Here is a 26,058-nt window from a genome sequence, read left to right on the forward strand (position 1 = left end):
ATCTTCCCTGAGGGTGTTCCGTTAGACTTACTCGTTCAGTTTACGCGAGTCCACCTGCCAGCCCATGAACGCCGACACCATCCGCCAGATGATCGAAACCGGCCTGCCCGGCGCCCGCGCCACCGTGCAGGGGGAGGACGGCGTGCATTTCGAGGCGACCGTGGTCTGCGCCGCGTTCGCCGGCAAGCTGCCGCTGGCCCGGCACCGAATGGTCTACGCCACGCTTGGCGAAAAAATGGGCGGTGAGATTCATGCCCTGCAACTGAAGACCTTGACGCCGGAAGAGGCTGGCACCTGACCAGCCATTCCGAGGGGAAGCGAGATGCGCAAATGGAAATTCGCGGCTGTTGCCGCTTGGATGGCGTCGCTGGCATTGCCGGTGTTGGCGGTTGAGGCGCCGCCGATTCCCGAACTGCGGAACCCGAAGGCCTACGAATCCGTTCCGTTGCCATGGCGCGACTACCTGATCCAGGCGCGCGCCGCCGAACGCATTGCCGACCCACTGCAGCGCTGCTTGGCCTTCCCGGACCTGCCGGGCAACAAATGGCCGAAAGGGCATTCGGCGGCGCATTGCCTACTCCATCATGAAAAGGGCATTCCCACCGTGGCCGAGATCGGTGGGATGCTGGATCGCGGTGAAATGACGCAGTTGGAAGCGGCGATGCAGAAGCTGCTCGACCGGCATTTTTCCGAAATCGATTACAGCGAAGGGATCCATGAGCTTTTCAACTATAGATTCACGGACCATAGCCAGCTGGAGCTGATCGATCGCGTCACATCGGAATGGTTGCGGAAGGCACCGGAGAGCGCTTTCGCGAGCATGGCCAGGGGCTCCTATTACAGCGGCGCAGCGGGGAAAGCGCGTGGCGAGGACTATGCGTCCAAGACGCCCCGGGAAGACATGCGCTACATGAGCGAACTTGTCGGGAAGGCGATCCCGTATCTCGAGAAAGCCATTTCGATCAATCCGAGGTTGATGCCTGCATACACCGGCATGATCGCCCTGGGGCGAATGGATTCCAGATCCGAGCTCGAATCGGCCGAGATGCACGGGGCGCAGAAGATCGACCCCGCGTGTCCTGAACTGGCACTCCAGGTGCTCTACTCGCTGCAGCCCCGCTGGGGCGGCGATTATGACCAGATGTTGGCCTACACCAATACTCTGTCCGCTTACGTAGCGCGCAGGCCGCAACTGGCCGTGGAAATGGCAATGCCGTACAGCGATCGCGGTCATATGCTGCTTGTCGACGAGCAATACACGCGTGAAGCGCTTGATGTGCTCGAAATCGCCATCGGTATTGGTAGTGACGAGAGCGCGTTCCAGGACGCTGCGGATGTTGCATTGGAGGTTCTGGGTGAAGGGCTCGGCGAAGGACGTGGTGGGATCAAGCGGCTTGCATATCTGCTGCAGGAATCCCGTTTCAAGGAGTTGAATGCGTGGGGAAATTCAGTGATCGCGGGCTACCTCAACGGCCTCGATCCCCTCGCAGAACCGGAGTGGAGCTTGAAATATGCCTTGCGTGCGGCTGATCTGAACCTTGACGACATGTCTGTGCGTTACAACGTCGGCGCTGCGTACCAGAACATGAATAGGTTTGATGACGCCGAGCGGGAATTTCTTGTCGTCATGGAAGGTCCGGACGCGCGCCTACGGCGAGGTGCGTTGCGCTCCGTTGCGGAGTTCAGGCTGTGGGGCGGTGATACCCGAAAACCTGAAGTACGCAAGGCAAAGGCTTCCAAGGCTAAGCCCTACATCGACCGACTGGTCGAAGAGTATCCGGATGACGGGCGCGGTTGGATCATGAGGGTGTTTCAACATGGGTTCATGGATTCGCGCATGGACGCGGCGGTCATTGGCGAAATTCGTGCCGCCGTGAAGAAGGCTGATCGCTCCGATCCGTGGCAAGTGAGTAAAGTGGAGTGGCTCGAGACGATGCTGAAAAAGATCGAGGATTCCAAGCCACAACCACGGTCACGCAAGTAAGCATATTCCAGGAAACCATATGCAGAAAATCATCGTCACCGGCGGTGCCCGCCTTGAAGGCGAGGTCCGCATTTCCGGCGCCAAGAACGCGGTGCTGCCGATTTTGTGCGCAACCTTGCTCGCCGATGAGCCTGTGCGCATCACCAATGTGCCGCGCCTGCACGACGTGCTGACCACCGCCAAGCTGCTGGCCGGGCTGGGTGCGGGCGTTCAGCATGAAGGCGATGCGATGACAGTGGATCCGCGCAGCGTCAACAGCCATGTCGCGCCGTATGAACTGGTCAAGACCATGCGCGCCTCGGTGCTGGTACTGGGCCCGTTGCTGGCGAAATACGGTGATGCCGAAGTCTCGCTACCGGGCGGCTGCGCGATCGGTTCGCGCCCGGTCGACCTGCACATCAAGGGCCTGCAGGCGCTGGGTGCGGAGATCACCGTCGACCACGGCTTCATCAAGGCGCGCAGCAATGGCCGGCTGAAAGGCGCACGACATGTATTCGAGTTGGTCAGCGTGGGCGCTACCGAGAACGTGTTGATGGCCGCCGCTCTGGCCGAAGGCATCACTGTGCTCGAGAATGCGGCGATGGAGCCGGAGATCGTCGACCTGGCCGAATGCCTGATCGCGATGGGCGCGAAGATCGACGGCGCCGGCACCCACAAGATCACCATCGAGGGCGTGGAGAAGCTGCACGGCTGCGAACACGCCGTGGTGGCCGACCGCATCGAGGCCGGTACTTTCCTGGTCGCCGCGGCGCTGACCGGTGGCCGCGTCACTGCGACGCATGCACGCCCGGACACGATGGATGCGGTCCTGGACAAACTGCGCGAAGCCGGCGCGGACATCGCCATCGACGGCGATCGCATCACCTTGGACATGCATGGCAAGCGCCCGCGTGCGGTGAACATCACCACCGCGCCGCATCCCGCGTTCCCGACCGACATGCAGGCGCAATTCATGGCGATGAACTGCATCGCCGACGGCGTGGGCGTGATCAACGAAACGATCTTCGAGAACCGCTTCATGCACGTCAACGAATTGCTGCGCCTGGGCGCGGACATTCGCGTGGACGGGCATACGGCTGTCGTGCGCGGCGTCGAGGCGCTCAGCGGTGCGCCGGTGATGGCGACCGACCTGCGTGCCTCGGCATCGCTGATCTTGGCCGGGTTGGTGGCCGATGGCGACACCCTGATCGACCGCATCTACCACCTCGATCGCGGCTACGAGAACATCGAGGCCAAGCTGTCGGCGCTGGGCGCGAGTATCCGCAGGGTTGACTGAGCTGGATCGACAATCCAACAAAAAGCCCCGCGATGCGGGGCTTTTTCATTGCGGGGGGAACCGTTCAGTGCACCGATTTCAGCACCAGATCCAATTCGTCCTTGCCATCCTTTTTTTGCAGGATGCGCGCCGGTACCGGCAGTCCGTCGACCACCCACACGATCACCTGCTTGTTGTCGCTGCTGCGGCTGACTTTGGTCGCGCTGCGCGGCTTGCCGGCCACGGTGACCGTGTCCTTGCCCAGGTTCTGGTAGGACTGTTCGCGCACCACGCCGTTGTCGACCATGCGGTAGTTGAGCGGCTTGCCGGCGGCCACGTCGCGGACGAGCGCCAGGTTGAGCAGCATCGCGTCCAGGTCGCCGTTCTGCAGCTTCACCGGGCCCATCCGGTCGTCCTTGACGTCGCCGCTCCAGCGCGCTTCACCCTTGCTCCAGTCGTAACTGGCGTTCTTCTGCGATTTCTTGAACACCATCTTGCTGAAGTCGTTGCCGGAGATCGGGCGCCAGTTGCCGTCGCGATCCTCGAACACGGTGGTCTGGCGCAGGGTGGCGATCGGGCTGTTCACGCTGAGCACGTAATTCCAACGGTCCCCACCCGCGGAGGCCAACGTCATCTGCGCGTCGGCCGAGACGCTGCCCATCACGTTGGCCTGGTAGTCGGCCGTGAATGGCTTGACCGCCCAGGCGGGGGCGGTGGTGAGCAGGATGCTGAGCAAGACGGTGGTGCGCAGGGATTTCATCGGCAACTGCTTGAATATAAAGGGAGAAATGACCGGTTTCCGGTTACGTCGTGGCGAACTCTAGCCGCAGTGGCGTAAACAGGGGCTGACCATCCACTATGGCCCGGCCGCTTTGTTCATCTATGCGGCCGGCAGCGGTCATTTGCAACACGGCCAGCAGCAAGGGATGTTCCACCTGCAGGACGCGCGCGGCCAGCGATTCCGCCGTATCGTCGGTCAGCACCGGCACCGGTGCGTATGCGATCACCGCACCGGCATCCAGTTCCGGGATCACGAAATGCACGCTAGCCCCGTGCTCGGCATCACTAGCCGCGAGCGCGCGTGCATGGGTGTGCAGGCCGCGATATTTCGGCAGCAACGACGGATGGATGTTCAGGATCCGTCCGCGAAAGCGCTGGACGAAGGCATCACCCAGGATGCGCATGTAGCCGGCGCAGACCACCCAGTCCGGTTGCGATGCCGCGACGGCATCGGCCAGTTCGGTACCGAATGCGCCACGATCTGCGTAGTCCTTCGCCTTGCGTGACCAACGCAGCGGTTCCGGTACGCGTTGCAAGGCTGGTGCGGTGGGTTTGTCGGAAAACACACCGACGACCCGCGCTTCCAGTGCGCCGGTCGCGATGGCATCGAGGATCGCCTGCAGGTTGCTGCCGCGGCCGGAGGCAAGGACGGCAAGGCGCATGGCGGGTCAGCGGATGTGCAGGCGCTCGCCGTCACCGGCGGGCGTCACCTGGCCGATCTGCCAATGGGCAAGGCCGAGGCGATCAAGGTGTGCACTGATTGTGGCGGCATCGCCAGGGGCGACCATCAGCACGTAGCCGATGCCGCAGTTGAAGGTGCGCCACATTTCCTCGCGGGCGACATTGCCTTCGCGCTGTAGCCAGTCGAACACGGCCGGCAGCGGCCATGACGAGGTGTCGATCTCCAGGCCGAAGTCCTTCGGCACCACGCGGATGATCTTCTCCACCAGTGCGCCGCCGGTGACATGCGCCATCGCGTGGATGTCGTGCTTGGCCAGCAGTTCCAGCACCGGCTTGACGTAGATGCGGGTGGGTTCCATCAGCGCATCGGCCAGCGTAACGCCGCCGATATCGAGGTCGAGTGGGTTGCCGGCACGCGCCAGGATCTTGCGCACCAGCGAGTAGCCATTCGAATGGGGGCCGCTGGAGGCGATGCCGATCAGCACGTCGCCGGCGCGCACCTTGCTGCTGTCGATCAGCCTGGATTTTTCCACCGCGCCGACGGTGAAGCCGGCCAGGTCGTATTCGCCCGGCGGATACATGTCCGGCATTTCCGCGGTCTCGCCGCCGATCAGCGCGCAGCCGGCGATCTCGCAGCCTTTGGCAATCCCGGCGACTACGTCCACCGTGGTCTGCACATCGAGCTTGCCGGTGGCGAAATAGTCGAGGAAGAACAGCGGTTCGGCGCCCTGCACCAGCACGTCGTTCACGCACATCGCCACCAGATCCTGGCCGATGCTGTCGTGGCGGTTCAGCTGTTTGGCCAGGATCAACTTGGTGCCGACGCCATCGGTGCCGGAGACCAGCACCGGTTCCTTGTAGCGGTTCGAGAGGTCGAACAGACCGCCGAACAGGCCCACGCCGCCCAGCACTTCCGGCCGCATCGTGCGCCGTACCAAGGGTTTGATGCGTTCGACGACTTCGTTGCCCGCGTCGATGTCGACGCCGGCATCGCGGTAGGTGAGGGGGGTGGACTGCGTCACGGGAGGCCTCGGCGCGCTGGCGCGAACGCGCCTGGGAGGTCGCCATTTTAACGTGACGGCCGCCTTCACGTGGACGCGCCCGCGCTGCTGCGGCACCATTTCACCTAGGCCGGGCGCATTGCCGGGCAAGGATGGGCGTGCTGATGCAAGGGATGCAGCGGAAATCCTGGGTGTGGATGCTGGCGAGCGCGCTGCTCATCTTCGGCGGCCATGCCCATGCGCAACGCACCGAAGGCGACCGTGCCGCGGCCAGCGGCCCGTACGAGGCTGAAGTGGCGGTGCGCAACCAGGCCGACAGCGAACGCAACGCCGCGTTCGGTCGCGCACTGGCGGTGGTGCTGGGCAAGGTCACCGGCGACCGCGGTGCGGCGCAGCGTCCCGGTGTGCGTGACGAGCTCGGCAAAGCCAAGGATTACGTGGCGGGTTACGACTACCGCCAGGATGAAGGCGTTTCCTCCAGCGGCGCGCCGAGCTTCCAGACCACACTGGTGACGCGCTTCAAGCGCGATGACGTCGACCAGCTGATCCAGATGCTGGGTTTGCCGAACTGGCCGCAGCCGCGCCCGAAGCCGGTGCTGTGGCTGGCGATCAATGACGGCAGTGGCCCGCGCCTGGTCGGGTTGGGCCAGGTCAATGCCGCACGCGCCATTCTCGACCAGGCCAAGGCGCGCGGCTACGCGCTGGGCCTGCCGGGCGGCAATGCGGCGGAACAGGCCGCGGTGGGTGCCATCTGGCGCGGCGATACCGCTGCCATCGCCGGCCTGTCGCGCAAGTACAGCCCGCCGATGCAACTGATCGGCAAGTTGCAACGCGGCGCCGGCGGCTGGGTCGCGGACTGGATCTTCGTCGACAAGGGCAAGGCCCTGTCCACCTGGCAGACCAAACATGCCGATGCGCGACGGGCGATGGCGGGCGGCGCCGATGGCGCGGCCGACGCCTTGTTCAAGCGTTACGCCAAGGCAGGCAGTGGCGGGCCAGCGGGTACCTATCGCGTGCGCATCCTCGGCGTGGACAGCGCCGACAGCTACATGCAGTTGATCGGCTATCTTGGCGATGTGTCCATCGTGAAGCGGATCAGCCCGGTCGCGGCCATGCCGGGCGAACTGCAGCTCGACCTGGACCTTGCCACGGGCATATCCGGCTTCGCACGCCTGGTTGATCGCGGCGGCGTGCTGTCCACGGTTTCGGTTGGCGGCAACGATACCGGTGACGACAAGGATGGCGATGCCGAATCCACGTCGCGCGTCGCTACCTTCCGCCTGGGTGGCTGACCGACGATGAGCGACGACCGCGACCTGGCTACCATCGCCATGTTCTACCGCCGCGTGCAGTGGGCGGCACTATCGCTTGGCGTGCTGTGGATCGTGTGGCTGCTGGCACCGATCCTCAGTCCCTTCGTGTTCGCCGCCTTGCTGGGCTGGCTGGGCGATCCGCTGGTGGATCGACTCGAGCGCAGCGGTCGTTCGCGCAACACCGCCGTGATACTGGTGTTCAGCGTGATGAGCCTGATCCTGCTGCTGGCGCTGATCCTGCTGGTGCCGCTGCTGGAGAAGCAGGTGATCACCTTGGTCGAATCCCTGCCGCATTACCGAGACTGGTTCGTCGGTACCGCGTTGCCGTGGATCGAACAGCGCACAGGCCTGCAGATCCTGTCCTGGCTGGATCCGGAGCGCTTGTTCAACCTGATCCGCGAACATTGGGAACGTGCCGGTGGCATCGCGGCGACGGTGCTGGGCTATGTGTCGCGTTCCGGCTTCGCCTTGCTGGGCATGATCGCCAACCTGGTGCTGTTGCCGGTGCTGGCCTTCTTCTTCCTGCGCGACTGGGATCTGCTGGTCGATCGTGTTGGCGCGCTGGTTCCGCGCGACCAGTACCAGACCGTCAACAAGCTGGCCAGGGAATCGGATGCGGTGCTTGGCGGCTTCCTGCGCGGGCAACTGCTGGTGATGCTGATCTTGGGTGTGCTGTACGCCATCGGGCTGTGGGCAGTGGGACTGGATCTCGGCATCCTGATCGGCATCGTCGCAGGCCTGTTGACCTTCGTGCCCTACCTTGGGCCAGCCTCGATCGTGGTGTTCGGCGGTATCGCCGCGCTGGTGCAGTTCGGCGATTGGCAGCATTTGATCGGGGTGGCAGTGGTGTTCGGCGTCGGCCAGGTCATCGAAAGCTACTGGCTGACCCCGAAACTGGTCGGCGATCGCATCGGCCTGCATCCGATGGCGGTGATCTTCTCGGTAATGGCGGGTGGCACGCTGTTCGGATTCCTCGGCATGCTGCTGGCCTTGCCGGTGGCCGCCGTCATCAATGTGCTGTTGCGCTATGCGCATGAGCGCTACACGCACAGCCGCCTGTACGCGGGCGAGCACCCCGCCATCGTGCTCGACGGATACGTGGGCGATGCAAGCGCGCCGCCAGCGCCGCCGTCTGACGGCACGCCGCCGACGGCCTGAGCATGACGCAGCAGGATCGCCTGGGGCCGCAGCTGCCGTTGGCGCTGCGCTACCCGCCCGAACAACGCTTTGAAGCCTGGGTGGGCGCACCACTGGCACTGGCCCGGTTGCAGGCGTTTGCCAACGGCGAAAGCCTCGACGCGTTGTACCTGCAAGGTGGCAATGGCAGCGGCAAGACCCATCTGTTGCTTGCGGCCTGCGCGGCAGCGGAAGCCGCAGGTCGTCGTGCCAACTACTTGTCGTTGGCACGCGCCCACGGCCATGCACGGGATGCCTTGCAGGGCGTTGAACAGACCGATCTGGTGGCGTTGGACGATCTCGATGCGATCGCTGGTCATCGCGAAGACGAAGTCGCGCTGTTCGACCTGCACAACCGCGTGCGCGATGCCGGCGTTGGCCTGGTCTATGCCGCACGCGACGTGCCGGCGGCGCTGCCGTTGGTGTTGCCTGACCTTCGTTCGCGCCTCGCGCAATGCAGCCTGGTCGCCTTGCGCGCGCTGGACGATGACGGCCGCGCCGAGGTCCTGCGGCAACGCGCGGCCTCGCGCGGATTGGTGTTCGACGAGGCGGCACTGGAGTGGCTGCTGCGCCGCCACAGTCGCGACCTGTCCGATCTCGGCGCGCTGTTCGAGCGCCTGGATCGCGCCTCGCTGGCTGCGCAACGTCGACTGACTGTGCCGTTCCTGCGTCAGGTGCTGGGCGCGGATTGAGCCGTCAGTTCGGCGTCCAGCTGCGCCAATCGCTGCGGCGTGCCGACATCCGTCCAGCGGCCACGATGGTGTTCGCCGCGGATCAGGCCTTCGCCCATGTGCGCGCGCAGGATCGGTGCCAGCTGGAATTTCGGTTTGCCGTCGACGGCGTGTCTGGCGTCAACCGCGTGTTGCCAGCCATCCAGCAGTTGCGGGCGATACACGCCGAGTCCCGAGTAGGTCAGGCGATCCTCGCCGTCCGCGCGGACAGAGCCATCGCCGTCGAGCGCGAAATCGCCATGGGTCGCTTGCGGCGGGCGATCGACCATCACCAGGTGCGCCAACCCCTCCGGTTCGCGCGGCAGGCGGGCGAAATCGAAATCCGTCCACACGTCGCCATTGACCAGCAAGAAGGGGGCATCGCCCAGTAGTGGCAGTGCGTTCCACATGCCGCCGCCGGTTTCCAGCGGCGTATCGCCTTCGTAGGAATAGGCGATACGCAGGCCCCAACGCGCGCCGTCGCCCAGTGTGGCCGGGAACTGCTCGGCCAGCCAGGAGGTGTTGATCACCACGTCCTCGATGCCGAGCACCGCCAGTTTTTCCAGATGCCATTCGATCAAGCGCTTGCCGCCGACGGCGAGTAGCGGCTTGGGCGTGGTGTCGGTGAGCGGGCGCATGCGCTCGCCCAGCCCGGCGGCGAAGATGAGTGCCTTCATTCGCGGACGATGGCGGCGAGCCGTGCGATGGCCGGCTTCACCTTGTGCTCGATGAAACCCTGCAGGCCGGCGAGTTCCGGGTATTTCGGCAACACCGCGTCTAGATAGACGAAGAAGCGCGGCACGTCGGCCAAGTATTTCGGCTTGCCGTCGCGATGGTTGAGGCGGGCGAAGATGCCGATGATCTTCAGGTGCCGCTGCACGCCGATCATGTCCGCATCGCGGCGGAAACGTGTGAGTTCCGGTACCGGCAAGCTGGCTTCGATGGCGCGTGCGTGATAGCGATCCAGCCACGCGGCCACGCGCTCTTGCGGCCAGCTCAAGAAGGCATCCTTGAACAGGCTGAGCGCGTCGTAGGCGATGGGGCCACGCACCGCATCCTGGAAATCCAGCACCGCCGGGCCATCGGCCGCAGGCATCAGGTTGCGCGGCATGAAGTCGCGATGCACCAGTACTTGCGGTTGCGCCAACGCGGCATCGATCAGCACGCGATAGGCGCCGTCCAATGTGTCCATGTCGCCGCAGTCCAGCGTCATGCCCAGGTGGTGGCCGCAGAACCATTCGTCGAACAGGCGCAGCTCGCGCGCCAGCAGTTCCTCGTCGAACACCGGCAGTTCGGCGGGCGGCGCGATCGCCTGGATCTTCAGCAGTTGCGTCACTGCATCGTCGAACAGCGCATCGGCGTTATCGCCATTGATGACATGCAGATAAGTGTCGGCGCCCAGGTCTTCCAGCAGCAGGAAGCCGGCATCGACATCCTGTGCCAGTACCCGCGGCACGCGCACCCCGCCAGCCTCAAGCAGGTCGCGCACCTGCAACCAAGGCCGCACGTCTTCCTTGTCCGGCGGCGAATCCATCACGATGCGGCTGCCATTGGCAGACTGCACGCGCCAATAGCTGCGGAAGCCGGCATCCATCGAAGCGCGTACGGGCTCGGCGTTGTCATCGCGCAATATCGCGCGCGTCCAGGCGGTGCGCGCGGTGGCGCGGGGATCGGAATGGTCGGGTTGGGTCATGCGCACAGGGTAAACTGCCGCATCGATTCCAGCGAGACGCGCATGGCACCGACCTCAAAAGCGAAGCTGCAGCCAGTCCTGTTGTCCGGCGGTTCCGGCACGCGCTTGTGGCCGCTCTCGCGCGAGGCCTATCCCAAGCAATTCCTGGCCCTGGCCGGCGAGGACACCATGCTGCAGGCGACCTGGCTGCGCGTGGCAGAGATTGCCGATGCCGCGCCGATCATTGTTGCGGGCGAAGAACACCGGTTTCTGGTGGCCGAGCAGCTGCGCCAGATCGGTGCCCCAACCCCGGCGATCCTGCTGGAGCCGGTGGGCCGTAATACTGCGCCGGCGATTGCCGCAGCCGCGATGCAGGCGCTGCGCGATGGCGACGATCCGTTGCTGCTGGTGCTGCCCTCCGACCACGTGGTGCGCGATGCCGAGGCCTTCCGCGCCGCAGTGCGGAAGGCGATGCCGGCGGCGGAGCAGGGTGCATTGGTCACGTTCGGCATCGTCCCCGATGCGCCGGAAATCGGTTTTGGCTACATCCAGGCAGCAGGCGGCGATGGCGTGCAGCGCGTGCTGCGTTTCGTCGAGAAACCCGATGCCGCCACCGCACAGGCCTACCTCAATGCCGGCGGCTATTACTGGAACAGCGGCATGTTCCTGCTACGCGCCTCACGCTATCTGGAAGAACTGCGCAAGTTCCGCCCGGACATCGTGGCCGGCACGCAGGCCGCGTTCGATGCCGCCCAACGCGACGGCGATTTCATCCGCCTCGACAAGGCCGCGTTCGCGACGTGTCCGTCCGATTCCATCGACTATGCGGTGATGGAGAAGACCGATGCGGCGATGGTGCTGCCGGTGGACATCGGCTGGAACGATGTCGGCTCATGGTCGGCGCTGTGGGAGGTGAGCGAACAGGATGCCGATGGCAATGCGCACCATGGCGACGTGATTTCCATCGGTAGTCGCAACAGCTATGCCTATGCGCGGCGGCTGGTGGCGTTGGTGGGCGTCGAGGATCTGGTCGTCGTCGAAACCGACGACGCGGTGCTGGTGGCGCGTAAAGACCGCGTGCAACAAGTCAAGGATGTGGTGGCGCAGCTGAAGGCGGAACAGCGCACGCAGGCGGCGCTGCACCGCGAAGTGCACCGCCCTTGGGGCAGCTACGATTCCATCGACATGGCCGAAGGTTTCCAGGTCAAGCGGATCAAGGTGAAGCCGGGCGCGCGATTGTCATTGCAGTCGCATACGCGCCGCGCCGAGCACTGGATCGTGGTGCGCGGCATCGCCCGGGTCACCCGCGACAACGACGTGTTCGAGCTGTTCGCCAACCAGAGTGCCTACATCCCGATCAGCGCCAAGCACCGGCTGGAAAATCCCGGCAGCGAGATGCTGGAACTGATCGAAGTGCAGTCCGGCGATTATCTCGGCGAGGACGATATCGTCCGCTACGAGGACGTGTACGGGCGATCGTGAGCGCTTGCGATTAGCCGGGGGCTGATCGCGCTCACGAGAGCGCCCGGCCATGGAAGGCCGGGCAGGGGTTGGTCGAAGCGATGATCCAGCGCCATGGATGGCGACGACTCACCTGACGAAGTTGGAGCCGCTCACCCCAAACTCGCCAACCACTCGTCGTCCGAACCTTCGTTGATATCGGCGAACAGCGGCGTCGAGAAATAGCGTTCGCCGGTATCCGGCAACATCGCCAACAGCACCGAGCCTTGTGGCGCGGTTTCCGCCACCTTCAGTGCCGTGGCGACGGTTGCGCCTGCAGAGATGCCGACGAAGATGCCTTCCTCCGCCGCAAGTTTGCGCGAGGTGGCGATGGCTTCGTCGTCGGTGATCGACAACAGCTCGTCGTAGGCCTTGCGGTCCAGCACTTCCGGCACGAAGTCCGGGGTCCAGCCCTGGATCTTGTGCGGCTTCCACTCATCGCCCTTGAGCAGGGCGGCGCCGGCCGGTTCGGTGGCGATGATCTTGATCTCCGGGCGCGCCACGCGGAGCACGTCGCTGACGCCGGTCAGGGTGCCGCCGGTGCCCCAGCCGGTGACGAAGTAATCCAGCCGCTTGCCGGCGAAATCGCGCAGGATTTCCGGTGCGGTGGTGTTGCGGTGGTAGGCGGGATTGGCCGGATTGGCGAACTGGCTGGCAAGGAACCAGCCGTGCTTGTCCGCGAGTTCCTTGGCCTTGCGCACCATGCCGCTACCGCGTTCTGCGGCGGGGGTCAGGATCACCTTCGCGCCATACGCGCGCATCAGCTTGCGGCGTTCGATCGAGAAGGTTTCCGCCATCGTCGCCACGAACTTGTAGCCACGCGCGGCGGCGACCATCGCCAGCGCCACGCCGGTGTTGCCGGAGGTGGCTTCGACAATGGTGTCGCCGGGCTTCAGCAGGCCCTTGGCTTCGGCATCGAGGACGATGGCCAGCGCCAACCGATCCTTGACCGAGCCGCCGGGATTGAAGGATTCGACCTTCGCGTACAGGCTCACGTGCTTCGGTGCGATGCGCTGCAGTTTGACGATGGGCGTGTTGCCGATGGTGTCGAGGATGTTGTCGTAGAGGGCCATGAGGGGATCCGGAAGGGGAAAGGATTCAGGCGGCGGCAGCCAGCGAGGGCGATGCTGCATCCGTGCGTGTTAAGGGCTCGCGACCGAACCAGTGCAGGCTATTCGCGAAGGCGGCGACCTCGCCGACCACCAGCAGGGCGGGCGCGCGTACCTCGTGCAAACGGGCTAGTGCGGGCAGGTCGGCCAAGCTGCCGGTCACCACCCGCTGTTCGGGACGGCTGCCGTTTTCGACCAGGGCGAATGGCGTGGTCGCTGCCAATCCATGCGAGGTCAGGCGTTCGCGGATGCGCTCCAGCCCGGCCACGCCCATGTAGAACGCCAGCGTCTGCCGGCCGCGCGCCAGTGAGGTCCAGTCGAGCGTGTCCAGATCCTCTTTTCCGTGCGCAGTGACGATGCGCAGCGATTGCGCATGTTCGCGATGGGTGAGCGGAATGCCGGCGTAGGCGCCACAGGCCACCGCTGCGGTGATGCCGGGCACGACTTCGTAATCGATGCCGTGCGTGCGCAGCGCTTGCAGTTCCTCGCCACCACGGCCGAACACGAAGGGATCGCCGCCCTTCAGCCGCACCACGCGTTTGCCGGTTTGCGCGAGTTTGACCAGCAAGGCGTTGATGTCGGCCTGCGAATGCCCGCCATCGCCGGCCAGCTTGCCGACGCTGATCCGCTCCGCATCGCGGCGCGCGAGTTGCAGGATCTCGTCGCTGACCAGACGGTCGTGCAGGATCACGTCGGCTTCGTTCAAGACGCGTAGCGCGCGCAGGGTGAGCAGGCCGGGATCGCCGGGACCGGCGCCGACCAGCGCGACCGAACCCGTCGTCGAATCCGTTTCGTGTTCGCGCAGCGCTGCATCGAACGCGCGTTCCGCTGCCAGATGCTGGCGCTTGCGCAGCAGTCCTTGCAACGGGCTGGACAGCAATTTGGCGAAACCGTGCCGGCGTGCGCCGATGTCGGGCCAGCGCGTACGGATGCGTTCGCGATGGCGTGTCAGCAGTTCGGCCAATGCACCAATGCTTTCATCGAAGCGGGTTTCCAGTTCCTCGCGCACCAGCCGCGCCAGCATCGGCGCGCCGCCGCCGCTGGAAATCGCGATCTGCAGCGGGCCACGTTCGACCCGCGCGGGCACGTGGAAGCGCGACAGTTCGGCATCGTCCACCGCATTGGCGAAGATGCGCCGCGCATCGGCGGCTTCGACCACCGCGCGATTGATCGTGGCCTCGTCGGTGGCAGCGATCACCAGCCAGGCGTCATCGAGCCAATGTGCCGCGAACGGGCCGTCGATGAATTCGATGCGCGCCTGCGTGTTCCATTCCGCCAGTGCGGGTTCCAGCGCGGGAGCGCCGACCACCACATCAGCACCGGCACTGAGCAGGGCTTCGACCTTGCGGCGCGCGACCGCGCCGCCGCCGACCACCAGCACGCGGCGGCCGCGCAGGTCGGCGAACAGGGGAAAAAGCTTGGGGGCGGCATCGGAGGACATGCGGTCACGCTAGGGTTCCGGCCGTGCGTCGAAAAATGGTGGCACTGCCTATGCTTATGCCCTGATGGCATAAAGTGCGTCTGGACAGGCGTGCAGCCTGTCGATATATTCATCGCTCAATACGTATATAGCGATAAATGATCGCTACCGCCATGACCCTGACCCAGCTGCGCTACCTCGTCGCCATCGCCGATTCCGGCCTGAACATCACCCAGGCGGCCGAGCGCGTGCATGCCACCCAGCCCGGGCTATCCAAGCAGCTCAAGCAGCTGGAGGACGAACTCGGCTTCCAGCTGTTCACCCGCAAGGGCCGCAGCCTGGAGAGCATCGCGCCGGCTGGCGTGCGGGTGATCGAGCATGCGCGCAAGGTGTTGGCAGAAGTGGCCAATATCCGCAGCTACGCGGCCAATGAACGCGGTGAGTACAGCGGCCGCCTGCTGCTGGCGACCACCCATACCCAGGCGCGCTACGTGCTGCCGCCCGCCATCGCCGCGATCAAACGCGAATTCCCGCAGGTCAGCGTGGATCTGCTCGCGGCGGGCGATTCGGAAGTGCTGGGGCGACTGGACGAGGCCGACCTGGCCCTGATCAGCACCGCCGGCAGCGTGCCGCAGGGTGGGCTGGCGATACCGCTGTTCCGCTGGCGGCGCGTGTTATTGGTGCAGAACGCGCATCCGCTGGTGGCCTTGCAGCGTGCACCGACGCTGGCCGAGCTGGCCCAGCACGCATTGATCAGTTACGAAAGTTCGACGCGCGCGGATTCCTCGCTGCAGCGCGCGTTCGCCGGTGCGGGGGTGACGCCGCAGATCGCGATGACCGCGCGTGATGCCAACCTGATCAAGACCTATGTGCGCGCCGGGCTCGGCACCGGCCTGCTGGCGGAAATGGCGATCGGCACCCGCGAAGATGCCGACCTGCGCATCATCAAGGCACCCGCGGAAATCCCGGAATGCATTACCTGGGCGGTGATCCCGCGTGGCCGCGTGCTGCGCGATTACGCGCTGAGCCTGTTGCACTGGCTGGCCCCGCAGCTCGACCGCCGCGACTTGCGGCGGGTGCTGGAAGGCAACCAGGAGTCGAACTGGCCGCAGCCGCCGGAATGGGCCGAATTGATCCAGTCGGCCGCGCTGTGAAAACCGCGGAGTGAAGCAGGTCGCGGCTCAGGCCGCGACGCTATTCGGGGTGTCGAAATGCAGCCCGCATTCGCGAGTCAGTCCGAAGAAGCGCGTCTTCGCCACGTCACCATCGCGCAGCGGTGCGGTCGTGTGCACGTCGCCCACCGAGACATAGCCCTGCTGCGACAGCGGGTGTTCCGGCAGATCGTGCTGCAGCGCGTACGAAGCGATATCCAGATCGTCCCAGTCGGCGATCGGGTGCAGCTTCCAGCGGCCGTCGCGCAGTTCCAGGAATTCGATATTGGCGCGGGTGACGGATTGCGCGCGGCGCAGCCCGGCGAACCAGCTGCGGATGCCGAGTTCCTTCATCGCGCGCTGCATCGGTTCCACCTTGCGCAGGTGGTTGTAGCGCTGCAGGCCGTCGCTGCCGTTTTCCCACAACTTGCCGAAGCGCGCTTCCATCCACGCGATGCCGATCTGCGGGCGGTATACCTTGAGGTTCAGGCCGAAGCGCTGGGTCAGTTCGTCGGCGTAGCGATAGGTTTCCGGGAACAGGTAGCCGGTATCGACCAGGATCACCGGGATGTCCGGCTTCGCCTGCGTGAGCAGGTGCAGCGATATCGCCGATTGCACGCCGAAGCTGGTGGACAGCGCATGCGGGCCGGCCAGGCTTTCGAACGCCCAGGCGATGCGTTCCTGCGCCGACATCCCGGCCAGCCAGCGGTTCAACGCGGACAGCGCCTGCGGCGATTCGGCAGCGGTGATGGGATCGGGCGGGCTCATGGAATCACCTCGATGGCGATGCCGGACTTCGGCGTAACGGGAGGGGGCGAAATGATGTTAGCGGCGACCAGGAAGTCGCCGAAATGTTGGTTCGTCATGCGCTCATGCGCATAGCGCGCGAACAGCGCGTCGAGTTCGGACAGGATCGTGGTTTCGTCGATGTTCTCGCGATGCAGCGTGTTCAAGCGCTGGCCGCGGTGGTCGGCGCCGAGCATCAGGTTGTAGCGGCCGGGCGCCTTGCCGACCAAGGCGATCTCGCCGAGGTAGGGCCGCGAGCAGCCGTTCGGGCAGCCGCTGATGCGCAGGTGGATTGGTGCATCGAGCAGGTCGTGCTTCGCCTGCAGCACTTCCACCTTGTCGAGCAGGTCGGGCAGATAGCGTTCGGCTTCGGCCATCGCCAATGCGCAAGTGGGCAGGGCCACGCAGGCGATGGCGTTCAGGCGCAGGCCGCTGGCGCGTGCGTGCGTGTCCAGCGCGTACTCGCGCACCAGTGCATCGATGCGTTCGCGCTGCCCGGCGGGAACGCCCGCGATGATCAAGTTCTGGTTGCAGGTCAGGCGGAACTCACCAACGTGCACCTTTGCGATTTCGCGCAGGCCGCTGAGTTGCGGCGCGGCTTCGGTGTCGGTGATGCGGCCCGCGGGAATGCGCAGAGTCAGGTGCGTGCGCCCGTCTTCGCCCTCGCTCCAGCCGAAGCGGTCACCGTTGTGGTCGAAACGGAACTCGCGCGCGGGTTGCAGCTTGAAGCCGGCGCGTTCCTCCATCTTCGCGACGACGACGTCGAGCCCCAGGTCATCGATGGTGTATTTGAATCGCGCATGCTTGCGTTCCTCCCGGTCGCCGAAATCACGCTGAACGGTGATCGCGGCTTCGGTGATCGCGAGCACCTGTTCCGGCGCGACGAAACCGATCACGTTGCCGATGCGCGGATAGGTCTTGGCATCGCCATGCGTCGCACCCATGCCGCCGCCAATGGCCACATTGAAGCCGGCAAGATGGCCACCGTCGTCGATGATGGCGATCAGCCCGAAGTCGTTGGCGAACACGTCCACGTCGTTCAGTGGCGGCACCGCCACCGCCATCTTGAACTTGCGCGGCAGGTACGCCTTGCCGTACAGCGGATCGGCTTCCTCGCCACTGTCGGCAAGCTTTTCTCCGTCCAGCCAGATCTCATGGTAGGCGCGCGTCTTCGGCAGGAACGCTTCGGATAGGCGTTGCGCCCAGTCGTGCACTTGCGCGTGCAGGCGCGATTGCAGCGGGTTGCTGCTGCCCAGCACATTGCGGTTGACGTCGCCGCAGGCGGAAATGGTGTCCAGCGCGGCGGCGTTGATGGCCTGCATGGTCGCCTTCAGTTCGCGCTTGATCACGCCGTGGAACTGGAAGGTCTGGCGGGTGGTGATGCGCAGCGAATGGTTCGTGTAGGTCGTCGCGATGGCGTCAAGTTGCAGCCACTGCTGCGGTGTGAAAACGCCACCCGGCGCGCGGATGCGGATCATGAACTGGTGCGCGGGTTCCAGTTTCTGCCGGCGGCGCTCGTCGCGGAGGTCGCGGTCGTCCTGCTGGTAGCTGCCGTGGAACTTGATCAGGCGCTGGTCTTCGAAACTCAGTGAACCGGTGATCGCATCGGCAAGGCCCGGCAGCAAGGTGCCACGCAGGTTGCGGCTGTCCAGTTTGATTTTTTCGACGGAAGGGTGGCTCATGGCGTGGCTCAATACACATCGCGTGCATAGCGGCCTTCGCGTTGCAGCGAAGACAGGTAATCGGAAGCGGCATCGGCCTCACCGCCGTTGTGCGCGGCGACGATGTCCAGCAGCGCGGCATGCACGTCCTTGCCCATCGCGATGGCGCCGCAGACATACAAGTGCGCGCCGTTCTGCAGCCAGTCGAAGACCTCGCGGCCGGCTTCGCGCAGGCGCTGCTGCACGTGGATCCGTTCGGCTTGGTCGCGCGAGAACGCAAGGTCGAGCCGGTGCAGTTCGCCCTTCTTCAGCGCGTCCTGCCATTCGGCCTGGTAGAGGAAGCCGGTGTTGAAATGGCGTGCGCCGAAGAACAGCCAGTTGCGGCCCGGTGCGCCGGTTTCCGCGCGTTCCTGCACGAAGCCGCGGAACGGTGCGATGCCGGTGCCGGGGCCGATCATCAGGATGTCGCGCGCGGCATCCGCCGGCACGCGGAAGCGCTCGTTCGGTTCGATGTAGACCGGGACGCTGTCGCCTTCCTCCAGCGTGGCGAGGAAACCGCTGGCCGCGCCGAAGTGGTCGAATCCGTGCGCGTGGTAGCGCAGCGCATCCACGGCCAGGTGCGCTTCCTCGCCCACGCGCTTGCGGCTGGACGCGATGGAATACAGGCGTTGTGCCTGCGGGCGCAGCGCAGCGACCAGTGTCTCCGCATCCCACTCCGCGGGCCAGCGGCGCAGCACGTCGATCAGTTGGTATGTATCGAACAGCGCGGCAAGTTCGGTCTTGCTGTCCGACTCAAGCAAGCTGGCAAGGTCGGCATGCGCACCGCGTTCGACCACGCGGGCTAGCAACGGGCGACCGATGCGGGTCAGTTCGCGCTTGTCGCGCAGCCACGTCGCAAGCGTGAAAGCTTCCTCACCATGCGCGACGTCGGCATCGCCATCCAGTCCCGTCGTGGCGAGCACCGCATCGACCAGCGCATCGGGATTGCGATGGCGGATGCCCAGCGCGTCGCCGGGTTCGTAGGCCAGACCGCTGCCTTGCAGCGACAGTTCAAGGTGGCGCACGTCCTTGTCGATGCCGCCGTACTTGCGGAAGCCGGTATTGCGGAACTCGCGCCCGGTGATGCGCTGGTTCGCCAGTACTTCGGCCGCAAATGGCTTGCCTTGCGACCACGTGGGTAGTGCATGCGGGCGCAGCGGAGTGACCGTGGCCAAGTGCGTGGCGGGCGCAGGCTTCAGCAACTCGCGGGCGTGGCCGAGCGCCTGTTCGCGCCACGGCACGGCGATGGTGTCGATGTCGAGGTCGGCCTCGCCGAGCGCCTGCACGCGGCTGCCGCCCAGTTCGGCCAGGCGTGTGTCCAGCTTGCGGGCGATGCCGCAGAACTCCGCGTAGCTGGTATCACCCAGCCCCAACACGGCGAACTTCAATTGCGGCAGCTTCGGCGCGCGCTTGCCCAGCAGGAATTCGGTGAAGCCGATGGCATCGTCCGGGGGATCGCCTTCGCCCTGGGTACTGATGACGAGATAGAGCAGCCGCTCGTTCGCCAGTTCGCGGGTGGGGTAGGCATCGGCGCGCAACAGGCGTGCTGGCAGGCCGGCGGTTTCCAGCGTGGCGTGCAGGGCTTCGGCGGCGCGTCGGGCGTTGCCGGTCTGGCTGCCGTAGAGCACGGTCGCGGGGGTGGCCGTGATGGCAGGAGTCGGCACGTAGGCCGGCGCTTGGAGCGAGCGCGCGAGTCCGGCCAGATAGCCGGAAGCCCAGAGCAGGCCGGTCGTGTCGGTGCTCGCGGCGAACTGCGCCAGCAGGGCGCTGTGTTCGCTGGAAAGCGGGGTGGGCAGGGCAAGCGCGGCGGTGGACATGGCGGCACGGGGAAGGAACCTGCATGCAGGCTAGGCCCGCACCGCTGCGTGGAGAAAGGAAGGCTGGTTATGCGCTTATGCAAGGGCCAGAACGACGACGCCCCGCGCGTGGCGGGGCGTCGGGTGCCGCATTCGGAAAGATCAGGCCTTCTTCTTGCGCACCGCTTCATACACGAACAACAGGACGATGGCGGAGATGATCGCGATCGCCCATTGCACCAGCGTGTTGCTGACGTTGAGCATGGTCGACAGCTGGCCGCCGATCACCGCACCGACGATGCCGAGCACGATGGTGAGGATCCAGCCCATCGGATCCGCGCCGGGCTTCAGGAAACGCGCCAGCACGCCGATGATCGCACCGCCGATGATGTAGCCGATGATTCCACTGAACATGAACCCCTCCCGGGTTGTTGTGGGTAACGCCGGGGCATCCTAGCAGCAGTTGCCGGTCCGTCGCGTTGCAGTGCAGCGTTAGCAGCAGCCGTGGTCGCCGTGCGCTTCGCCGCCGGCCACCGCGGCCACGCCGGCGGTCTCCCCGCGCTGGCTGGCCAGGTTGTGTTCGGCGATGACCCGCGCCACGCAGGCGGTCACGCCCTTGCCCATCGGGATGTGCAGGAACTCGTTGGGGCCGTGCGCGTTGGAATGCGGGCCCAGCACGCCGGTGATCATGAATTGCGCGCCGGGGAATTTTTCGCCCAGCATGCCCATGAACGGGATGGTGCCGCCTTCGCCCATGTACATCGCCGGCTTGCCGAAGAACTCCTGGCTGGACTGGTCGATGGCGTTTTCCAGCCACGGCGACAGTGCCGGTGCGTTCCAGCCGGTGCTGGCCTTCTCCAGCTTCAGGCTGACTTGCGCGCCGTTCGGCGGATCTTTCAGCAACACGTCCTGCAGCAGTTCGCCGCCGCGCTTGCCGTCCAGGGTCGGAGGCAGGCGCAGGCTGAGCTTGAGCGAGGTGTACGGGCGCAGCACGTTGCCGGCCGAGGCCAGTGGCGGAATGCCGTCTTCGCCGGTGATCGACAACGCCGGCCGCCAGGTGCGGTTGAGCACCAGTTCGGTGAGGTCACTGTTCATCGGGGTCATGCCCGGCAGGAACGGGAATTTGTCCCAGACCTCGGTGCCCAGTACGCCGGCCACCTTGGCTGCCTGCGCCTTACGTTCTTCGGGAATCTCGACATGCAGTTCATCGACCAGCACGCGGCCGGTCTTCTCGTCCTCCAGCCGCGACAGCAGTTGGCGGATGATGCGGAAGCTGGACGGCACGATGCCGGACGCATCGCCCGAGTGCACGCCTTCCTCCAGCACCTTCACCGTGAGGTTGCCGCCGGCCAGGCCGCGCAGCGAGGTGGTGCACCACAGCTGGTCGTAATTGCCGCAGCCCGAATCCAGGCAGACCACCAGCGAGGGCTTGCCGATGCGATCCGCAAGATGATCGACATAGGCGGGGAGGTCGTAGCTGCCGGATTCCTCGCAGGCTTCGATCAGCACCACGCAGCGCGCATGCGCCACGCCCTGCGCCTGCAGCGCCATGATCGCGGTCAGCGAGCCGAAGATCGCATAGCCGTCGTCCGCGCCGCCGCGGCCGTAAAGGCGGTCGCCTTCCAGCACCGGCACCCATGGGCCCTTGTCGTCGTCCCAGCCGGTCATCTCCGGCTGCTTGTCCAGGTGGCCGTACAGCAGCACGCAATCCTCGTCGCTGCCGCCGTTGGCGGCCGGGATGTCGAGGAAGATCAGTGGCGTGCGGCCTTCAAGCTGCACCACTTCCAGCTGCATGCCCGGGATGGACTGCGCGCGAGCCCAAGCTTCCATCAACGCCACCGCGCGGTCCATGTGGCCGTTCTTCACCCAGTCGGCGTCGAACATCGGCGACTTGTTGGGGATGCGGATGTACTCGACGAGCTGCGGGACGATCTCGCTGTCCCATTTGGCATCGACGAAGGCTTTGATCTTGCTGGCATCCATGGGGGTACGGCCTTGCGGGTGAAAACGCAATTCTACCGCCGGTGCGTGATGGCGGACTTCTCCTACCGACGGATGGGGGGAAGCTGGGGGCTGTCATGCGGCGGCGGCCGATACAGGCCAGGAAGGCGCGCCGGCAACCTGTGTCTACCGGATCGCAGCCTGCGGTCGCGGATCAAAACCACCCTCAGGAGCCTGCCATGAAGACCTTCAAGACCCTGTTCTCCTCGTTGATCCTTTCGCTGGCGCTGGCCGGCGCCGCCATCGCCGGCGAGACCGTCAACATCAACACTGCCGATGCCGCCACCATCGATCGCGTACTGGTCAACGTGGGTCCAGCCAAGGCCGATGCCATCGTCGCCTACCGCAAGGCCAACGGCGCGTTCCGCAGCGCCGAACAACTGGCCCTGGTCAAGGGCATTGGCCTGAAGACCGTGGAAAAGAACCGCGACCGCATCGCACTCGGCGGCGCACGTCCGGCTGCGGCGGGTGCCAAGGTCGCGGCCAAGCCGATCCCGAAGCAGGTTGCCCGCCGCTGATCGGCAGGCATCACGGCGATACACTGCGGCGATGGATCGATCATCGCCGCAGTCGTCGTTTGTCCTGCGCGCCAGCGGCTATGCGCGCATGCGCTGGAAGAACGGCGCCGGCTGGACATCGGAAATCCTTAAAGTCCACGGCAGCGGCGAGCGCGACACCAATGACTGGCTGTGGCGCCTGTCGATCGCCGAGATCGATGCCGACGCGCCGTTCTCCGCCTTTCCCGGCGTGGAACGCGAACTGGTGTTGTTGAGCGGCAACGGCCTGCGCCTGCGTTTCGACGATGGCGAAACCCACGAACTGTTGCCGCCGCACGACAAGCTGCGCTTCGCCGGCGAACGCACGGCCTTCGGCGAATTGCTCGATGGGCCCACCCGCGACTTCAACCTGATGTGGAAGCGCGATGCGGTCGACGCACAGCTATGGCATCGGCCGCTGGTGGGGACGATGGTGCTGTTCGTCGAGCCCGGCGACACTTGGGCCGTGCACATGCTGGCCGGTCACGCGCGCTTTGCGGATGGCTCCGAACTTGGCGAGATCGCGATCGGCGACACCGCCGTGCTGGAGGCCGGAAACGCGCGCCGCCGTCACGTATTGGACGGCGGCGGCGAGGTGTTGCTGATTCGCGTCATCCCACGAGGAGCTTGAACGCTTGGGGTTCTAGAGCAATGCCAGCCCGACCACGGCGCAGAAGACCAGGGTCGATAACCCCATCACGCTGAGCAGCATCTCCTTCGCGCTGCGGCCGCGCGCCCACATCCAGATTCCGGACAGGCCGAGCAGGATCATGCCGATCGCGAAACTGTCGGCCAGCAGGATCCACCAGCCGCCACCGCCCACCGCCTTGTGCAGGCGGTTCAACGCGGCCAGCGTGCTGTGACTGCTGCGCTTGAGGTCGGCGGTGTCGCTGCCCGGCGCGTATTCCAGCGACCAGGAGTCGCTGGCGGTGCCGCCGCTGAGGGTCCACTTCGGCGGTTGCTTGGCATCGCCACCGCGGCCGCCCGGTGCGCCCTTGCGGATCACCTGCGCATCGAGCTGCTGGGCATCGCGCAGCCACAGCGAGAGCTGCTCGGGGGTGGTGCGCACTTCGGCGGGGATGGCCAGCGAGGTCTTGCCGATCTCATTGCTGTCGCCCTGTGGCCACGCACCATCGCCGAAGCGGTGGTTCATCACCAGTCCGGTGATGCCGTACAGGATCGCGGCAAGCGCGCCCCAGGCACCGATCCACAGGTGGAACTGACGGATCCAGCGATAGGTGGTGGCGGAGCGGCGTGCGGCGGAAGCGGTCTGCATCGTGGCCTCAGAAACGGTAGTTAAGGCTGACCCAGGCGCTGCGCGGTGCGCCGGGGCTGATGTTGTTGTTGCTGTGGGCGCTGGCGAAGTAACGCTTGTCGCCCAGGTTCTCGATATTGACCTGCAACTGCATCGCCGGGTTGAGTGTCCAGTACACGGCGGCGTCGAAGCGGGTGAACGCAGGCAGGGTCACGGCATTGTCCACGTTGGCGAAGATCGCGCCGCGATGGATGATGCCCAGGCCAACGCCAACCGTCTGGTTGAAATCGTAACGGTTCCACAGCGAAGCCGAATGCTTCGGCAACTGGGCCAGTCGGTTGCCGGCCACCGTGCTCGACGACTGCGTGGTGGTGATTTCGCCGGTCTGGTAGGCATAGCCACCCATCAGCTGCCAAGCCTCGGTGATGCGCCCGGCAACACCCAGTTCAACGCCCTTGGCGGTCTGGCCGTCGACCAGGATCATGCGGGTGGCATCGGCCGGATCGGTGACCGCCACGTTGCCGCGATCCAGCTGGTATACGGCGATGCTCGCCTGCAGCTCGGGGCGGATATCCCACTTCGCGCCGATCTCGCGATTGCGGAAGGTTTCCGGGTCCAGCGCGGCATTGCTGGCGCTGAGCGAGGCAAGCTGGTCGCCGGCACGCGGCTGGTAGGCCTTGCTGTAGCTGGCGTACAGCGAGACATCGTCGATCGGCTTGAACACCAGCCCGGCGCGCGGGGAGAGCAGGCCATCGTCGCTGCGGAAGTCCGTGCCGTTGCGGTTGTTGTGCAGATCCACGCGGAAATCGTCGTAGCGCAATCCAAGGATCGCCTGCCAGCGCGGCGAGAGCTCGATCTGGTCCTGCAGGTAGACCGCCGCGACCTTCGCCACGCCGTGGTTGCTTGCATCAGTCGCGCTGGGACGGAATTCAACTGGCGTGGTAGTGGTTGGATTCGCCAGCGGCACGTTGACGCTGGTGGTGGTGCTGCCGGGCGCGCCGAAGTAGCCGGTCATGCGCAGGTTGTCGGTTTCCTGGCGGCCGAACTCGGCGCCGGCCAACACGGTGTGTTGCATGCCGCCGGCAGTCGTCTTCCACACCAGGTCGGTCTGGTTGAACAGGTTCTTGCGCGTGGTGACGTTGTTGTAAGCGGCGATCGACACCGTTTGCGCGGTGGCGTTGACCGCGCCCGGGAACACGTTCTGGTAGAACTTGTCGTAATCCGCCCAGCGCAGGTGGTTGCGCAGCTGCAGGCCGTTGCCGAAGTCGTGTTCGAGCACCGCATCGAACGCATCCACGGTCGCCTCGACCGGGCTCTGCGCGGCGTTGCCGAAGAAGGTGGACGGATCGACATCGAGCGGACGCCCGTTGAGCGAGGGCACGCCGCGATCGGCCACGCGCTCGTCGTGGAAACGCTCGTAGGACAGGTTGAGGCGGGTGTTGGCGCCCAGGTCCGTGCCGAAGGTCGGGTTGATGCCGTAGCGCTTCAGTTCGAAGCCGTCGCGGAAGCTTTCGGAATCTTCGTAGAGGGCATTGACGCGGAAGCCGGCGTTGTTGCCGCCATCGCCGATGCCGGTGCCGAAATCCAGGGTGCCGCGCTTGCGGCTGTCCGAGCCGAACTGCACGCTGCCGCTGCGGTGGCTCGCGCCATCGGCTTGGCGGGTGACGCGATTGATCACGCCGCCGGTGCCGCCGCGACCGAAGATCATCGCGTTCGGGCCCTTCAGCGCCTCGACGCGCTCCACGTTGTAAGTGTCGCGGATGTACTGAACGTCGTCGCGCACGCCATCGACGAAGAAATCGCCGGTGGTGCTGTTGCCGCGCATCACCGGGGTGTCGCGGTTGCCTTCACCCTGGGCGACGCCGACACCGGGCATGTAGCGCAAGGTATCGGTCAGGCCGGTCATGGCCTGGTCCGCGATCAGCTTGTCGGTCACCACGGTCACCGCCTGCGGCACGTCCAGCAGCGGGGTATCGGTCTTGGTAGCGCTGCGGGTCTTGCGCGCGCTGTAGTCGGGCAGGTAGCGCTGGCCGACCACGGTGACGCCGTCCAGGTTCTTGGCCTGGTCTTTCGCCGCCTCGCCGTCGTCGGCGGCGAATGCGGGCGTGGAGAGCGCGACCAGCAGCGCAATGGTCAGGGGGGATTGCGCCAGGACGCGCGGGGTGGGGAGGGCAGAGTGCATTGGATCCTCATCGACAGGGCACGCGGCGCTTGTTGGCCGCTTCAGGTAGC

At 65.5% G+C, this 26,058-nt stretch carries 24 protein-coding genes; 10 read left to right on the forward strand and 14 right to left on the reverse strand.

Annotated features, from left to right (window positions below):
• The first annotated feature begins 64 nt into the window (after positions 1-64).
• The 3 genes from G7079_RS04390 to murA are packed head-to-tail and all read left to right on the forward strand — an operon-like array spanning position 65 to position 3,260.
• Complete coding sequence (locus tag G7079_RS04390; protein WP_166055928.1) at positions 65-298, forward strand: BolA/IbaG family iron-sulfur metabolism protein; 234 nt, start codon at positions 65-67, stop codon at positions 296-298.
• A 24-nt stretch (positions 299-322) separates the two neighbouring features.
• Positions 323-1,984 (forward strand): hypothetical protein, encoded by a 1,662-nt coding sequence (locus G7079_RS04395; protein WP_166055930.1) that lies wholly within the window; start codon positions 323-325, stop codon positions 1,982-1,984.
• 19 nt (positions 1,985-2,003) lie between these two features.
• Positions 2,004-3,260 carry a UDP-N-acetylglucosamine 1-carboxyvinyltransferase gene (gene murA / locus G7079_RS04400; protein ID WP_166055932.1) on the forward strand — a complete coding sequence of 419 codons (1,257 nt, stop codon included), beginning with the start codon at positions 2,004-2,006 and terminating at the stop codon, positions 3,258-3,260.
• A gap of 64 nt (positions 3,261-3,324) precedes the next feature.
• Here the strand turns inward: murA and G7079_RS04405 are convergent, their stop codons facing one another.
• The 3 genes from G7079_RS04405 to purM are packed head-to-tail and all read right to left on the reverse strand — an operon-like array spanning position 3,325 to position 5,722.
• Complete coding sequence (locus G7079_RS04405; RefSeq protein ID WP_166055934.1) at positions 3,325-3,999, reverse strand: DUF3108 domain-containing protein; 675 nt, start codon at positions 3,997-3,999, stop codon at positions 3,325-3,327.
• 43 nt (positions 4,000-4,042) lie between these two features.
• Complete coding sequence (purN, locus tag G7079_RS04410) at positions 4,043-4,681, reverse strand: phosphoribosylglycinamide formyltransferase (protein WP_166055936.1); 639 nt, start codon at positions 4,679-4,681, stop codon at positions 4,043-4,045.
• 6 nt (positions 4,682-4,687) lie between these two features.
• Complete coding sequence (purM, locus tag G7079_RS04415; protein ID WP_240906239.1) at positions 4,688-5,722, reverse strand: phosphoribosylformylglycinamidine cyclo-ligase; 1,035 nt, start codon at positions 5,720-5,722, stop codon at positions 4,688-4,690.
• Positions 5,723-5,874: 152 nt separating this feature from the next.
• Between purM and G7079_RS04420 the strand changes: the two genes are divergently transcribed.
• The 3 genes from G7079_RS04420 to hda are packed head-to-tail and all read left to right on the forward strand — an operon-like array spanning position 5,875 to position 8,882.
• A complete protein-coding gene (locus tag G7079_RS04420; RefSeq protein WP_206203242.1) occupies positions 5,875-6,993 on the forward strand; it encodes a DUF2066 domain-containing protein in 1,119 nt (372 codons plus the stop codon).
• Between the two features lie 6 nt (positions 6,994-6,999).
• The gene (locus G7079_RS04425; RefSeq protein ID WP_166055942.1) at positions 7,000-8,172 is read left to right on the forward strand and encodes an AI-2E family transporter; all 1,173 of its coding nucleotides are present in this window, start codon (positions 7,000-7,002) and stop codon (positions 8,170-8,172) included.
• A 2-nt stretch (positions 8,173-8,174) separates the two neighbouring features.
• Complete coding sequence (hda, locus tag G7079_RS04430; protein WP_166055944.1) at positions 8,175-8,882, forward strand: DnaA regulatory inactivator Hda; 708 nt, start codon at positions 8,175-8,177, stop codon at positions 8,880-8,882.
• On the opposite strand, the gene murU is transcribed toward hda, so the two are convergent.
• Positions 8,861-9,577, reverse strand: coding sequence for an N-acetylmuramate alpha-1-phosphate uridylyltransferase MurU (gene murU / locus G7079_RS04435; protein WP_166055947.1), 717 nt, complete (start codon positions 9,575-9,577; stop codon positions 8,861-8,863). The two genes, hda and murU, sit on opposite strands and share 22 nt — an antisense overlap.
• Entirely contained in the window at positions 9,574-10,494 is a 921-nt protein-coding gene (locus G7079_RS04440; RefSeq protein ID WP_240906266.1) for a phosphotransferase, read from the reverse strand. Before G7079_RS04440 ends, murU begins: the two co-directional genes overlap by 4 nt.
• A gap of 141 nt (positions 10,495-10,635) precedes the next feature.
• On the opposite strand from G7079_RS04440, the gene G7079_RS04445 reads away from it, so the two are divergent.
• On the forward strand, positions 10,636-12,054 hold the full coding sequence (locus G7079_RS04445; RefSeq protein ID WP_166055950.1) for a mannose-1-phosphate guanylyltransferase/mannose-6-phosphate isomerase: 1,419 nt from the start codon (positions 10,636-10,638) through the stop codon (positions 12,052-12,054).
• Between the two features lie 131 nt (positions 12,055-12,185).
• Here G7079_RS04445 and cysK read toward each other — a convergent pair whose 3' ends face one another.
• Both cysK and cysG read right to left on the reverse strand, forming a co-directional pair.
• A complete protein-coding gene (gene cysK, locus G7079_RS04450) occupies positions 12,186-13,145 on the reverse strand; it encodes a cysteine synthase A (RefSeq protein WP_166055952.1) in 960 nt (319 codons plus the stop codon).
• A gap of 25 nt (positions 13,146-13,170) precedes the next feature.
• Positions 13,171-14,622, reverse strand: coding sequence for a siroheme synthase CysG (cysG, locus tag G7079_RS04455; protein ID WP_166055954.1), 1,452 nt, complete (start codon positions 14,620-14,622; stop codon positions 13,171-13,173).
• A gap of 152 nt (positions 14,623-14,774) precedes the next feature.
• Between cysG and G7079_RS04460 the strand changes: the two genes are divergently transcribed.
• On the forward strand, positions 14,775-15,755 hold the full coding sequence (locus G7079_RS04460) for a LysR family transcriptional regulator (RefSeq protein ID WP_166057832.1): 981 nt from the start codon (positions 14,775-14,777) through the stop codon (positions 15,753-15,755).
• Between the two features lie 27 nt (positions 15,756-15,782).
• On the opposite strand, the gene G7079_RS04465 is transcribed toward G7079_RS04460, so the two are convergent.
• From G7079_RS04465 to G7079_RS04485, 5 genes are all read right to left on the reverse strand, one after another.
• Positions 15,783-16,520 carry a phosphoadenylyl-sulfate reductase gene (locus G7079_RS04465; RefSeq protein ID WP_166055956.1) on the reverse strand — a complete coding sequence of 246 codons (738 nt, stop codon included), beginning with the start codon at positions 16,518-16,520 and terminating at the stop codon, positions 15,783-15,785.
• Positions 16,517-18,220: an assimilatory sulfite reductase (NADPH) hemoprotein subunit gene (cysI, locus tag G7079_RS04470; RefSeq protein ID WP_166055958.1), complete on the reverse strand. Its 1,704-nt coding sequence runs from the start codon at positions 18,218-18,220 to the stop codon at positions 16,517-16,519. The genes G7079_RS04465 and cysI overlap by 4 nt, the downstream gene beginning before the upstream one ends.
• Before the next feature lie 8 nt (positions 18,221-18,228).
• Positions 18,229-20,055: an assimilatory sulfite reductase (NADPH) flavoprotein subunit gene (locus G7079_RS04475; RefSeq protein ID WP_166055960.1), complete on the reverse strand. Its 1,827-nt coding sequence runs from the start codon at positions 20,053-20,055 to the stop codon at positions 18,229-18,231.
• 141 nt (positions 20,056-20,196) lie between these two features.
• Positions 20,197-20,448: a GlsB/YeaQ/YmgE family stress response membrane protein gene (locus G7079_RS04480; RefSeq protein WP_166055961.1), complete on the reverse strand. Its 252-nt coding sequence runs from the start codon at positions 20,446-20,448 to the stop codon at positions 20,197-20,199.
• Positions 20,449-20,526: 78 nt separating this feature from the next.
• The gene (locus tag G7079_RS04485) at positions 20,527-22,017 is read right to left on the reverse strand and encodes a M20 family metallopeptidase (protein ID WP_166055963.1); all 1,491 of its coding nucleotides are present in this window, start codon (positions 22,015-22,017) and stop codon (positions 20,527-20,529) included.
• 197 nt (positions 22,018-22,214) lie between these two features.
• Here G7079_RS04485 and G7079_RS04490 point away from each other — a divergent pair, with 197 nt between their 5' ends.
• Together G7079_RS04490 and G7079_RS04495 are read left to right on the forward strand one after the other, a co-directional pair.
• Positions 22,215-22,553, forward strand: a complete 339-nt coding sequence (locus G7079_RS04490; RefSeq protein WP_166055964.1) for a helix-hairpin-helix domain-containing protein — start codon at positions 22,215-22,217, stop codon at positions 22,551-22,553.
• 31 nt (positions 22,554-22,584) lie between these two features.
• On the forward strand, positions 22,585-23,202 hold the full coding sequence (locus G7079_RS04495; protein ID WP_166055966.1) for a HutD family protein: 618 nt from the start codon (positions 22,585-22,587) through the stop codon (positions 23,200-23,202).
• Positions 23,203-23,214: 12 nt separating this feature from the next.
• Here G7079_RS04495 and G7079_RS04500 read toward each other — a convergent pair whose 3' ends face one another.
• Complete coding sequence (locus G7079_RS04500) at positions 23,215-23,847, reverse strand: PepSY-associated TM helix domain-containing protein (protein WP_166055968.1); 633 nt, start codon at positions 23,845-23,847, stop codon at positions 23,215-23,217.
• Positions 23,848-23,854: 7 nt separating this feature from the next.
• Positions 23,855-26,008 (reverse strand): TonB-dependent siderophore receptor, encoded by a 2,154-nt coding sequence (locus G7079_RS04505; protein WP_166055970.1) that lies wholly within the window; start codon positions 26,006-26,008, stop codon positions 23,855-23,857.
• Positions 26,009-26,058 lie beyond the last annotated feature (50 nt).

This window comes from Thermomonas sp. HDW16 (assembly GCF_011302915.1).
Lineage (GTDB): Bacteria > Pseudomonadota > Gammaproteobacteria > Xanthomonadales > Xanthomonadaceae > Thermomonas.